The 12,791-nt window shown below is 31.4% G+C and carries 16 protein-coding genes; all 16 read right to left on the reverse strand.

Annotation, left to right across the window (positions count from 1 at the left end):
• Positions 1 to 127 precede the first annotated feature (127 nt).
• The 16 genes from ACRHNM_RS05935 to ACRHNM_RS06010 all read right to left on the reverse strand — a co-directional run bounded on the left by ACRHNM_RS05935 (position 128) and on the right by ACRHNM_RS06010 (position 12,775).
• Positions 128 to 745, reverse strand: coding sequence for a CatB-related O-acetyltransferase (locus ACRHNM_RS05935; RefSeq protein ID WP_431134665.1), 618 nt, complete (start codon positions 743 to 745; stop codon positions 128 to 130).
• A 7-nt stretch (positions 746 to 752) separates the two neighbouring features.
• A complete protein-coding gene (locus ACRHNM_RS05940; RefSeq protein ID WP_431134667.1) occupies positions 753 to 1,625 on the reverse strand; it encodes an SDR family oxidoreductase in 873 nt (290 codons plus the stop codon).
• A 24-nt stretch (positions 1,626 to 1,649) separates the two neighbouring features.
• Positions 1,650 to 2,729 carry a serine hydrolase domain-containing protein gene (locus ACRHNM_RS05945; RefSeq protein WP_431134669.1) on the reverse strand — a complete coding sequence of 360 codons (1,080 nt, stop codon included), beginning with the start codon at positions 2,727 to 2,729 and terminating at the stop codon, positions 1,650 to 1,652.
• Between the two features lie 100 nt (positions 2,730 to 2,829).
• Positions 2,830 to 4,605: a helix-turn-helix domain-containing protein gene (locus ACRHNM_RS05950; RefSeq protein WP_431134671.1), complete on the reverse strand. Its 1,776-nt coding sequence runs from the start codon at positions 4,603 to 4,605 to the stop codon at positions 2,830 to 2,832.
• Between the two features lie 167 nt (positions 4,606 to 4,772).
• A complete protein-coding gene (locus ACRHNM_RS05955) occupies positions 4,773 to 5,801 on the reverse strand; it encodes an amidohydrolase family protein (RefSeq protein ID WP_431134673.1) in 1,029 nt (342 codons plus the stop codon).
• Complete coding sequence (locus tag ACRHNM_RS05960; RefSeq protein ID WP_431134675.1) at positions 5,771 to 6,256, reverse strand: hypothetical protein; 486 nt, start codon at positions 6,254 to 6,256, stop codon at positions 5,771 to 5,773. The genes ACRHNM_RS05955 and ACRHNM_RS05960 overlap by 31 nt, the downstream gene beginning before the upstream one ends.
• A 150-nt stretch (positions 6,257 to 6,406) precedes the next feature.
• On the reverse strand, positions 6,407 to 6,631 hold the full coding sequence (locus ACRHNM_RS05965) for a hypothetical protein (RefSeq protein ID WP_431134676.1): 225 nt from the start codon (positions 6,629 to 6,631) through the stop codon (positions 6,407 to 6,409).
• The gene (locus ACRHNM_RS05970; protein WP_431134678.1) at positions 6,621 to 6,791 is read right to left on the reverse strand and encodes a hypothetical protein; all 171 of its coding nucleotides are present in this window, start codon (positions 6,789 to 6,791) and stop codon (positions 6,621 to 6,623) included. The genes ACRHNM_RS05965 and ACRHNM_RS05970 overlap by 11 nt, the downstream gene beginning before the upstream one ends.
• A gap of 88 nt (positions 6,792 to 6,879) precedes the next feature.
• The gene (locus ACRHNM_RS05975) at positions 6,880 to 7,830 is read right to left on the reverse strand and encodes a hypothetical protein (RefSeq protein WP_431134680.1); all 951 of its coding nucleotides are present in this window, start codon (positions 7,828 to 7,830) and stop codon (positions 6,880 to 6,882) included.
• Between the two features lie 9 nt (positions 7,831 to 7,839).
• Positions 7,840 to 8,571: a serine hydrolase domain-containing protein gene (locus ACRHNM_RS05980; protein WP_431134682.1), complete on the reverse strand. Its 732-nt coding sequence runs from the start codon at positions 8,569 to 8,571 to the stop codon at positions 7,840 to 7,842.
• A 19-nt stretch (positions 8,572 to 8,590) separates the two neighbouring features.
• A complete protein-coding gene (locus ACRHNM_RS05985) occupies positions 8,591 to 8,938 on the reverse strand; it encodes a 5-carboxymethyl-2-hydroxymuconate Delta-isomerase (RefSeq protein ID WP_431134684.1) in 348 nt (115 codons plus the stop codon).
• 107 nt (positions 8,939 to 9,045) lie between these two features.
• Positions 9,046 to 9,882: an NmrA family NAD(P)-binding protein gene (locus ACRHNM_RS05990; protein ID WP_431134686.1), complete on the reverse strand. Its 837-nt coding sequence runs from the start codon at positions 9,880 to 9,882 to the stop codon at positions 9,046 to 9,048.
• A gap of 16 nt (positions 9,883 to 9,898) precedes the next feature.
• Positions 9,899 to 10,393: a DUF1772 domain-containing protein gene (locus ACRHNM_RS05995; protein ID WP_431134688.1), complete on the reverse strand. Its 495-nt coding sequence runs from the start codon at positions 10,391 to 10,393 to the stop codon at positions 9,899 to 9,901.
• A 4-nt stretch (positions 10,394 to 10,397) separates the two neighbouring features.
• Positions 10,398 to 10,799, reverse strand: a complete 402-nt coding sequence (locus ACRHNM_RS06000) for a DUF5367 family protein (protein ID WP_431134690.1) — start codon at positions 10,797 to 10,799, stop codon at positions 10,398 to 10,400.
• Between the two features lie 90 nt (positions 10,800 to 10,889).
• Complete coding sequence (locus ACRHNM_RS06005; protein WP_431134692.1) at positions 10,890 to 11,744, reverse strand: helix-turn-helix domain-containing protein; 855 nt, start codon at positions 11,742 to 11,744, stop codon at positions 10,890 to 10,892.
• Between the two features lie 173 nt (positions 11,745 to 11,917).
• Positions 11,918 to 12,775 carry an alpha/beta fold hydrolase gene (locus tag ACRHNM_RS06010; protein ID WP_431134694.1) on the reverse strand — a complete coding sequence of 286 codons (858 nt, stop codon included), beginning with the start codon at positions 12,773 to 12,775 and terminating at the stop codon, positions 11,918 to 11,920.
• Positions 12,776 to 12,791 lie beyond the last annotated feature (16 nt).

A 12,791-nucleotide genomic window follows, 5' to 3' on the forward strand; every position in this document is an offset into this window, starting at 1 on the left:
TAAATTATGATTTCAAACCTTTTTACTACTAATAATGATTTTTAGGAACTGAAATGAAACTATGAATAGCACAAAAAAAGCTTAACATTTTTAGTGTTAAGCCTTATCATAAATTGTGCTTTTTGTTTTAAAATAACCCCTCTGGTTTAGAGGTGAGGTTTTCCACATTTTGCGTAATTTTTTCAATATCCCAATCCCACCATTGCATCTTCAGTAGTTTCGAAATAATGTCTTCAGTAAATCTTTTTTTGATAAGTTTCGCAGGATTACCTCCAACCATAGTATACGGTTCTACATCTTTTGTCACTACTGCTTTTGCAGCTATTATAGCACCATCTTTAATTTGAACACCAGGCATAATGGTTGCTTCTTGACCAATCCACACATCATTACCTATTACTGTATCCCCTTTTGAGGGATAGCTTTTGCCCTTCATTGCATTTTGCCAAGCACCACCAAATATGGCAAAAGGATATGCTGATGTTGCTTCAGCTATATGGTTACCACCATTCATTATAAACATAGCATCAGATGCTATCATACAAAACTTACCAATAATGAGTTTGTCACCTATAAAATCGAAATGATATTTGACGTTTTTTTCAAAGTTTGAAACATCATTAAAATCATCATAATACGTGTAATCGCCTACAATAATATTAGGATTATTAATATAGTTCTTTAGAAAGCAAAGGTTCTTATAATGAGGTAACGGAAATACTGTATTTGGATCTGGAATTTTCATTTGATTCCTATTTAATACATGATACATTTTTGGCTTCTTCTCTAAAATAATCATTTAAATGATGATTACCATAGGTTGGTGCTATATTGTCTTCAGCCATTAAAGTTAGAAAAAACTCAATCGGTCCATAGGTTTTAACTGAGGTAAACGTTCTTAAAGACCAAATAATTAATCGTCTTAACCAATCTGGAAAATGTATGATTTTTATGGGCATATTTAAAGCGTTTAAAGCGAGTTGACTCATATCGTTAAGACTTAAAATATCAGGTCCTCCAACAGTTAATTCTTTATTGTAATCGTTTAAAGTATTTACTATAGTTTTTGCTAAATCTTCACCATGAATAGGGTTAAATTTTTGATGACCCGATCCAAATAAATACACGCGACCTGATTTGGCCATTTGTAAAAAGTCTTTCATATCTGAGAAAAAACCGTTAGGTCTCACTATGGTATAGTTTAATCCTGAAGATATTAAGGCATTAACAAATTTTTCCTTAGCTTCAAAAATTTTTAAATTCCGATATTTATTTCCATTAATTGCCGAAACATAAACAAAATGCTGTACTCCAGCTTTTTTTGCTTCTATCAACAAATTTATATTGGCTTGATAATCTACATCCATATATGTAAATCCATCTTTTTGTCTGGTAATACCCACGGTAGAAATTACGGTATCAATACCTTTACAAATATCCCTAAGGGTTTCAGGTTTAGTGACCTCGGCTTGTTTTATTTCTAAATAATTTTCATTAGTATTTACTAACTTATCAGGGTTACGGACAATGGCAATGACCTGATTTTGTTTTTCAATTAATACTTTTAACAAATAACCACCTAAATAGCCTGTAGCTCCTGCCAATAATACGTTGGTATTTTTCATTATGAATAAGTTTAGAATTTTATTTTAATTAAACTCGTTTGTTAATAGTTGTTGGATAATAGTATTTCGTTGCAAACCTGTATCATCCTGTTGATTGCTTAATAGTATGATAGTTGCATTGTGTTCTGGTATAAAACCAATCATACTCCAATAGCCATTAATATCTCCACCGTGCCAATATAGTGTGGTGTTAAGTTCTTGTGTGGTGAACCAACCCAAACCAAAATCAGTAAATCCACTTGGGACATCTTGAGCAAATATTTCGGCTTTTTCTGCCTCTGTAAACCAATTAATTCTTACCGCATTGGTCCACGTTTCCATATCGTTTGGGGTACTACTAAAGTCTCCAACACCAAAAGGAATGGCCATAGGATACGTGCTATTTGAGGTTCCATTTAAATAGCCTTGAGCGTGCGTATTGATATCAATACTATTGTTACCTTTATAGGTATCAGCCATTCCTAATAGAAGAAAGATGTTTTGTTGAATGTACTCGTGGTAAGACATTTGAGATAGTTCTTGAATTAATAAAGCTGCGATAAGAAAATTTGAATTGCTATATTGTTTATTAGAATCTGGTATAAAATTGAGACCGTTTTCTGAAATCATTTCTTTAATAACTTCATAAATATCTATTTCATCCAAGGTTTCACCTTGTTCATAGGCATCTTCAACTACAAATTGATAATCTGGAATACCAGATTGATGCGATAATAGCTGTGCAATGGTAATTTGACTGCCATTGGGAAATTCAGTATCAAATTCATTCAATGTTTGGTTAAAACTGCTAATTAAACCATCGCGTTTTAATTGTACAATTGCCGCTGCCGTAAGTGTTTTACTTACTGAACCAATGCGATAAGCAAGATTGTCATCTTGTGGTAATTCAGTGCTTTCATTTGCCAATCCAAAACCGTGGCGTACTAAATCGTTGCCGTTTTTAGTGACAATGGCATAGCCTTGAAAATCAACTTCATTTAATAAATTTTCAACGTTTGTGTAATTATTTGTTGGTAAACTAGCCTCGTCCTCATTAGAGCATGATGTAAAAAATCCAATAATTGATAGTATAAATACTACTGATAGTTTGTTTAAAGTTGTCATAACGGTTCTTTTTTTGATTATTAATTTTGGTACAAAGATTCATTAGATTAACAAAGCAATCGTACTGAATTATAATCTGAAACGAACTAATTAAGAATCACTATGAATTGGCTTTTAACCAAGCACTAGGTGTCACATCTTCTATTTTTTTAAAATATGTATTAAATACACTTTTAGAATTAAAGCCACTATCATAAGCTAACCCAAGAATGGTTAGGTGAGAATTTTTAGAATCTAAGGCTATTGTTTTAAAATGATTTAAACGATAGGAATTCACAAATTCATTAAAATTGAGATTAAAAACTTTATTGATGAGATATGATATTTTATTGGTATTTAACTCTAAAACATCAGCAACAAATTTTAAACTTAATTGCGGGTTTAAAAAAGGTTCTTCTTCTTCAAAATATGCAAGTAGCTCTTTTTTTAAAGTCTCTATTTGCTGATTATCCAAAATGTTTGAAGCTATATTTTCTTCATCTTTTGAAGGAACTTTGACATCTTCAACGAACAAGTTTGACTGATGCAATTCTGAGAACCCTTTAATGTTATGTAAGGGTTGCAAAAAAGGTTCTTGTCGAAAGTTTATAACTTGACCACGTCTGTGGTTAATCATTTCTTTTAAACGCATAAGCCCTTGCTCTTTATGGACAGAGTTGGCTAAAACAAACAGGTCATAGGGCACAAGCATCGTTTGCTTTTTATAATCTTCTATCCATTTATTGATGATTTGATGCGGAATCTCAACAGCTTTTTTATTGATTAGATTAAATAATAGCTTTTTCTCTTCGTTTAGCGTGGTATGGTGAATATGCTCCGTAAACTCTTGCTTTTTGTTTAGCCATATTAAACAAAAACATTTTAAATGATGTGCTAATTCTAATTGAGGGTTAAGTGTTAGTGCATAATTTACAGCTTCTAAGGCTTTATCAAATTGATGTTTATAATAGAAAATATGAGCTAATGTGTAGTGATTATTGGCAGAAAGCGGATCTACTTCTAATAATTTATTAGCAAATATCAAGGCTTTGTCAAAATATCCAAGAGCGATACACAATTCGGCCATAGCCTCTAAACCATCTATGTGATTTGGATTTATCTCTAAAACTTTATTAATATGAATAAATGCATTTTTAAAATCCCATTCTTCCCAAAAAAACTTTCCAACAAAAGATAATGGATATTCTGGTAAAGATGTGTCAATTTCTTTGGCTATCAAAAAATTACTAATTGCTAATTCCATAGCTTCCTGATAGGGCATATAACCCCACATTGCCAATAAGCCATAGCATTGTAAATTGGCATAATAAGCTTTGGCATAATTTATATCGAGTGCAATGGCTTTGTCGTAAAATGTAATTGCTTCTTTTATGCTTTCTGGTGTCCATTTTAATTGTAATGAGCGTCCTTTTAAAAACAATTGATAAGCATCAACATTATTTGTTGGTTGCTTTATCAAATGGTCTTGCACTTCAAAATGCCCAAAATTGTTTCTAACTTCATCTGCAATCGCTAAACTAATTTCGTCTTCTAAGTCGAAAATGTTTACCAGGTCTCTATCGTATTTTTTGGACCAATAATGAATACCGTCACTTACATCTATTAATTGTGCTGTAATTCTAACCTTATCTTGAGATTTTTTTATACTACCTTCAAGAATTGTATTTACATTTAATTGCCTGCCAATTTCTCTAATATCAATATCTTTTCCTTTAAAGACGAAAGATGAGGTTCTCGCAATAACTTTAAGGTGTTTAATTTTTGTTAATGCATTTATAATTTCTTCAGTAATACCATCACTAAAATATTCGTTGTCAGCATCACTACTCATATTAACAAATGGTAAGACTGCTATAGACTTAGAAGGAGTTGACAATTTTTAATAATTTGGTTTATATATTGTTAAGACGAAGGAAAATCTCATTTGTTTCAAAATTAATTAAATGACGAACAAATATATAAAACTTTGGAAACTCCTATTTCCTTAAACAGAACGTTATTCATCAATGTTTATAAAAGCTTTAGTGATAAAAGTGAAAATTGTTACTCTTCAATTTCTTTTGCTGAAAGCGTGCTTCTATTAATTATCTTTCCATGAATAACTACTTGTGAAATGTCATTATATGCTGTAATATCCTGTAAAGGGTTTTTGTTTAAAATTAAGAGATTAGCCTTTTTTCCTATCTCAACTGTACCATACAGTTTTTCTAGTTTAAATGCTTTTGCATTTTCGATGGTTGCAGATGCTAATATTTGATGTAATGGAATTCCTGCGCTTTTCATTTCTAACATTTCTAAATACCCATTGTAACCAGGAGGATTTCCATATGTTGGAGAAGATGGCGTATCTGTTCCAAATAAAATTATACCATCATGGTCATACATATATTTTAGGTTGATTTTTCCTTGATTTGAAAGTCGGTTAAAATTCTTAACAATTATAGTTTTAGGAGCATCACCAAAGATATTGGTATACATTGCATCTACATTCGCTTTATAATAATCAATTAGCTGTTTTGGTAGTACATGCTGTAACTCAGAATCATTTAGAAATTCTGAATTCGTGAGTGTCCGCAAGCCTTTGATGACTTGCAACGTTGGCATATACCCAACATTATTTTCAATTTCAATATCTAATGTTTTTTTAATTGCTTCAGGAATCCTATTGGTACTGTCTGAACTATAATTTCCCCAATTCCAAAGTCCATGAGCTATAATATCTACTTGTGCGTTTCCTAAAAATTTATGTGCTTCTATAGAGTTGCCATGAGCTACTAAAATTAAATTATTTTTATGAGCTTCACGTTTCAATTCTTCCATGAGTGCTTTTGAAGGTGTTGGAAAAGGAGCTTTTGTTGGATCAAAACCTGGTTCGTAATATGTTTTTACAGCAATAGCACCAGATGTTGCAATTCTTTTAACTACAACTTTAGGTGTATGGTTTTCTTTTTTGTATTTTTTTGGGATTGGATAGGCTTTATTTTCTTGATAAATAAAGTTCGGGATTTCATCATTCCAGTTTGAAAGTCCGTAACCATTGCCTATGACAGCACCTCCACCAACATAATACAAGTCGGGTTTAATTTTAGCTTTATTAAACTCAGATAATCTTTCAGTTTTACAGTTCCCAAATCAATTAATGTGGTATAACCAAAATACAAATAGCTTTTTGGAAGTTGTTTTCTAAAGCTTTTTACAATCATAGGATTTTCTACTTCCTCTTTGTCAGATAAGGCATCAGTTCCAGTAACGTGAACATGGCTATCGATAAGTCCGGGAATAATGTATTTTCCTTTTGCATCTGTTGTTTTGAATGCTCCTTTTAGATTAGGTTTGTCGACACCAATAAATATAATTTCATCTCCATCAAGTACGATATAATTTTCAAGAGATAAAGTTTGATTTTCTGGAGATATAATTCTAGCATTTTCAATAATCAAGCCATTTTTTACTGTAATTATAGCCTCGCTGGATTTACATGAAATTAAAGTTAAGATTGAGAATAGTAGTATAATTGTTTTCTCCATTAGTTCATTTTTTAATTAGCATTAAAATTATAATTAATATATGGTGTCTTAATTGCTGTTATTGTTGATTATTAAACTTTCTTTTATAGATTTAAACTCTACCCAATAAATACCTCAATGATTGTCTCCGCCTCTATGGAAAAACAAATGCTAGTCATCGATCGATACGCTTGTAGCCATTTCAGTTTGATCTGTGGTTATTTTAGATCCAAAGTTGTTCGTTTTTGCCCATTTACCACTTTTATTAAAACTGATGTATAAATCACTGTCACCAAACCCTAAGTCACTTTTAAAATCATATATCATATAGCTTTCGTCTTGAGTAATATATGAATATGTTATCCATTTACCGATAGAATTTATTTCACTTTCCATCAACTAATTTCATAGTATAAATTTCGTTGTCATCTTCTGTTTTTTTAAGTGTACAATATATTTCGTTCATTTTTGGAATAAATGTAATGTCAAACTCATAGTTATCAGTCGAAATAATTCCTTCTCCAAAAACCATAAGAGTATTTGTTGGAATATTCACATCTAACAATAATAAATTGTATGTGTTTCTTCGTTACAAGAAAACAAAAGAAACACTAAGAATAATAAAGCCACGTTGATAGCTCTCATTATTTAATTTTTATGAATGACACATTTTTCGCTCTGCTGCTGGATACCTCAAATCCTATAACATCATTAAACGAGTTTCTTACAAAAACCACTTTTAGAAAAGATCCTTTATTACCAATGAAATAATCATTTTTGATAGCTTTTAATTTGAAATCACCTAATCTTGTGTGTGTTGCTACTAACTGATTATCTTTAATATAAAACGAGTAATACGCATTTAATTCGGAACTGTAATATCGTCCTGTGAATTCTTCAAGTGTAGTTGCATTGTAATTTGCAGGACTATATTTTTCCGAAACGATTTGATATCCATCATCTAGCGTTACAATCATTTTATTGGAATTGAACGAGACCGAAACATACTCTTCTGGCGCCATTTCAAACTCATTTTCTCCAACAGGAATCAACGCAGTTTTATTTGTGCCATTTCTTATATATTGTAAGGTGTCGTTTTCAACTTTAATGTGGCGTGAGTATTTATCAACTTCATTCCAATAATACCCCTCAAATTGTTTTAAATATGCAGTTCCTTTTTTAATAGGTTTTTTGTGGGTTAATAACTTTTTGGGTGATGAAATTGATTCTTTATTTTTAAGATAAGGCTCTAAACAAATGTCCATTATATCGTAAACCATTTGTGCGCCATTAATTTCACCATTCGTGTTTGTAAAAATGACACTTAAATTAAGTTCTGGAAACGTAGCCAAATAGGCCTGATAACTTGCATCTTGGCCACTGTGCTCTAAGCGTTTGAAGCCTTTATAGGTATTCACAAATAAACCATTGGCATAGCCATAGGTTTCCCCATTATTCAAATGCAGTAAAGTTAGCATTTTATTAAAGATTACTTCACTACCTACTTTTTTTGTATCATAATTAATGGCCCATTTGCTCAAATCTGTAATTGTCGTGTTAAGATTGGTAGCACCCACACTGAAGTTATTAAACAAATCTTCTACTTAATTTGAATCGACTTTGAAATAGGAAAGACTTTTGTTTTTAATAACCTGTCCTTCTTGATCTACAAATTTAGAATCATACATTTGTAGGGGTTCAAAAATGCGCTTATGCATAAATTCTGAAAAAGACATCTTCGATATTCTAGCTACGATTTCTGCCAACAATGCATAGTTGGCATTGCTATACATATGCTTTTCGTTAGGTTTAAAATTTAAAGTCTTTTGATTAAAAATAACACCCAATACCTGTTCATTGGTAATAACATCATCTAGTGTCCAACCAGCAAGGCGTAATAGGTTATACTTATCTTTTAGTCCGCTTGTGTGATTTAACAAATGGCTAATGGTTATTTTATTGTCAAACTTATGCATCTCAGGAAGGTAGATTCTAATATCATCCTCTAAAGCCAGTTTTCCTTCATCTTCCAGTAAAAGAATGGCGAATGCGGTAAACTGTTTTGAAACTGAAGCCACATGAAAAGAAGTCTCTTTGTGAATCGGTATGTCATAATCAAGATTGGCCAATCCAAAGTACTTTTCGTATATCAATTGATTGTTCTTTACAAGACCAATAGCAACGCCTGGTTCGTTCTTATTATAATTGCTCAAAAGGCTATCGATTTGAGTTGCTATGCGATGGATAATAATTTGCTCATTGTTGTTTTGAGCATTAAGATTTTTGGCAAATAAAACAAGTAGTATAGTCGCTATTAATTTTAAATTTGTTCTCATTTTTTTGATTGTTGATTGATTAATTGATTAATATTTTATTACAATAGCTTGCCTTTTCAAAATCTCTAATATTCATAGAAATAATAGGAACATTTGGAAATATAATCTTTAATTCTGTGATTATCAATCTGGAAAGTTGTGCTTTTTGGTATATAGTTCTACCTTCCATAATATTGCCAAAAATGTGGATGAAGTCATCATCTGTATTTCCTGTAGTATAATACTGATATGGGTTAATTCTTACTTTTATTTCTTCTGGAACAAATAACTTTGTAGCCATCGCAGAATCGTACACTTTCTGAATGATTTCCTGTGGTGATTTCAGTTTTATAATCTCTTTTGAACAGTCTACTATAAAATGTGGCATAGTTAAATCGTTGTTTAAGGTAATGTGGTAATAATAAAAATTAAAAGTAGGACTACTAATTGTATCAGATGTATCATATTGTTCTTTTTTGATTGATGTAATTTACTTTAGGCTAAAATCTTAGGGCTCCAAACTCTAGTTACTGCTGTTTCTTTAACATAGTCTGAAAAATCTTTTGGTTGTCTTCCTAATACATATTCTATATCATTAGTGATTTCAGAATTAGCAGGATTACCCAAAACTTCAGTAAATAAATATTCAATTAACCAGACAAAATCACTCGGCACACCTTGTTGCTTCATTACGTTAACATAAGCTGGCAAAGCTATAGGTGTAAAGGCAATATCTCTCCCTGTAACTTCTGATATTTCTGTAATGACTTCCTTAAAAGTATATGCTCTAGGTCCAGTAAGTTGATAAATTTTACCATTATGCTTATCATTTAATAATGCCGCTACAGCTACATCAGCAATATCTTCTGTATCTACATAAGGAACTTTGACATCTGCTTGTGGTAAAGCGACAAACCCCTCTAATATTGGCTCTAAAAAAAAGCTCTCACTAAAGTTTTGATTGAACCAACTTGCGCGAACAATCGTATAATCTAAACCCGAATGCATCACGACCTGTTCGCAAAGTTCTGCTTCTCTTTCACCCTTTCCAGATAATAGCACTAATTTTTTGACTTTACTTTTTTTAGCAAGTCTTGTCAATTCTTCAATAGCTTCTAATGCACCTGGCACTGCCAAATCTGGCTGAAAAGTAATGTATACTTTATTCATACCTTGGAGTGTTTTTGTCCAAGTTTCTGGTAAATACCAGTCAAATGCTAGTGATGCAGATCTAGAACCAATTCTGACGTTATGCCCTAAACTTTCTAATTTGCTTGCCACTTTTCGACCTGTTTTTCCAGTACCTCCAATGACTAAAATGTTATCTTTCATAATGTGTGATTTTAAATTATTTCTTTATTATTAAGGTTAGTATAATTAGTATAAATGCTATAGCAGAACTCATAGTTCTAATAAGATGTAAAGTGTTCCATTTATCTTCAAACCGCTCTCGTAGTTGTTTTAAGTCTTCTGTTTTTGCTTTGTTTAAATCCGTTTTATCTAAAATTTCATTAAGTGGCACGTTACCTGCAATGGTAACTAATAAGACTCCGAAAAAGTAGATAGCAATCGCGAAAATCAAAAACCATATGATAGAACTCGATTCATTTTTATACAAGTACAAATAGATAAGACCTAAGAAAAATGGACCGAAAAATACAAGAATAAAAAACGGATTAATAATGCTTCTATTCATCTGTTGAAAGGCACTCAAATAACCTAAATCATCTAACTGACCTATTCCTGGTGTTACTGCATTTGTCCAAGTAAAACATAGTCCTGCTGATAAACCAAGTAATAAGACAAGTACAATGGTCAATATATGATGAAGTGTTAAATCCATGATGCTATTTTTTAAGAATTGAACGTTTTGATTGTACACATACATACCAGTATAAACTGGCTACAAGTAGAAATTCAAAGGCAATAATCCAGTAACCTAATGAAGTAAAAAAACTATAGTAATTACCTCCATTAGGTATCACAAACAGTGGTACTGTTATCAGTGCATCTAATACAGCTGCAATGATTAACAATATTTGACCAACTTTAAGTCCGTGGGTTTTGTTATCCTTTTTGTAGTAGAGATAACATCCAAACCAAACTAGTGGTATTACAACAACAAACAAAACAATATTTGCTTGAGTATCGAGGTTCTCTAAAATGGGTATAGCATACGAGATTGAATAAAATAGTATAGCGATTGTCCAAATGCAGATACCTAATAAAATGGCGCGTTGTGTTTTCATGCCTTTATAAGTTTTAATTACACGACAAAATTATGTGGAAGACAAATGAAAGACTTGTCCTAAACGGATAATGATTTGTTCAAGAAGTAGTTACTTGATTTGACTAGGTCGATAGCCAAATTTTTTTTCGAAGGCATTAGAAAAAGAACTCAGACTGTCATAACCTACATGCCATGCTGCTTCTTGCACTGTAGCTTCTTCATTCCTAATCATTTTATTTGCAAGTGTCAAGCGCTCATTTTGGAGGTACTTAAAAACAGGCACTCCAAAGAGTTCTTTAAAATCACGTTTTAATTTAAAAGTGTTTAAACCTATTAGTTTGGAAAGTTCAGTTAAAGAAGGTGGGTTGTCGATATTATCTAAAAGTATTTTTTTTGCTAGATCTAATTTTTCGCGTTCTAAGAATTTAATTTTTTCGGTTTTCAATGTTGCCAGTTGACCAAAAAAATGGGATAATAAAGCGGTTATCTGACTTCTAAAAAACATCATTTTAGTTTTACCTTCATATTTAATATTAAATAAGGAATCAACAATAGACTGCATGTCTGGTGTCATAAAAAACGAAGGACCCTCAACATAATGATCGGAAGGATTTACCAACTGATTAAGCATTTCACTAAATAATTCCCCTTCCTCATTTGGTAAGGCATCAATGGCTTTTATAGATGTAGCAATTACCAAACACTGTAATGGTTTTAAAGCCGAAACCGTATGAATAAATTCTACATTATCATCAGCATAAAATGAAAGCGCTAATCCTTTTGTATAGCTAAACTCCTTTTTCTTATTACCATACTTTACAGCTAAGTCTACATTTCCAGAACCATAAAAAGCTACAGCTATTATAGGTTCATCAAAGAAACAAGAGTCTACAGTAGTTTTATCTGATTTTGCTTCTTCAACTAAAATGATAAAATCATTAATATTTATGGTATCTCTTGTCATATAACAAATTTAAAAAAAAAGACAAGGAAATTATCCATTTTAGGAGTTTAGTAATAGGAAACTTAGACTATTTACTGATACAGAAAGTATCTTTATCATTCTTATACAAAATACTGAGTAAAAAAATCGGTACAATTAAAATCAAGGCTTTACAATAGGTTGTTTTCTCTAGACTATTTGCTTTTCTTATAAATTAGTTCTTCTATTTCTTTAAAATTATTTAAACTAGGAACGTGTTTAGAACCTTCTAGTAAAACAACCTCATTTAATGAAGGAAATAGTTGTTTGACTCTCCTTATCATTTTTTTACCCGGAAACATGATGTCTTTTTCAGCAGCGAAAATAGTGATTGGTGTTTTTATTTGTTTTGCTGAATTTTTAGAAATTACTGGCAGTGGGGAAAAATCCATATTGCAATATTGAAATGTAGCTGACATGAAGGTTAATGCAAAATCATCATATTCAGAAAAAAGAACGTTCATTACTTTTTTAATGTATGCTTGATTATTTGTTTTTATGAACTTTTTTAAAGGAATAAACATTTTCCATACATTAAGAATTGGGTTGCCATTTACGATATAAACAGGTGCAATTAAGAAAACTTGCTTTATTGGAGTTTCGTTAAATTCTAATGCCTTTAAACTAATTAAACCACCAAATGAAAAGCCAACCAAGCTCACTTCTTTGAGCCTTAGTTTTATGATGATTTCTATAAGCCATTTTCCATACTCTAAAGATTTCATATCCAGTCTGTTTTCAGCACTTTTATTGGGTTGTGCCAGTACATCAACTGCATACACGCAATACACTGACGATAAATTAGGGAACGATTCTAAAATTTGAGGTGCACAACCACCAGTTCCATGTATAAGTAACAGAGGTGGTAAACTCGTATCGCCAACGCATATTACATTGGTTTTACCAAACTTAGTTCCAAGTAATGTTTCAGAATAGTCTTTAGATAATTCATTAAGTTTTTGATTGTAAAGATTTAAAAGTTTTGATTTTCCTTTTTGCGATTTAAAAAACATATACTATTCGTTTTTT

It is taken from the genome of Psychroserpens mesophilus (assembly GCF_050617655.1).
Taxonomy (GTDB): domain Bacteria; phylum Bacteroidota; class Bacteroidia; order Flavobacteriales; family Flavobacteriaceae; genus Psychroserpens; species Psychroserpens mesophilus_A.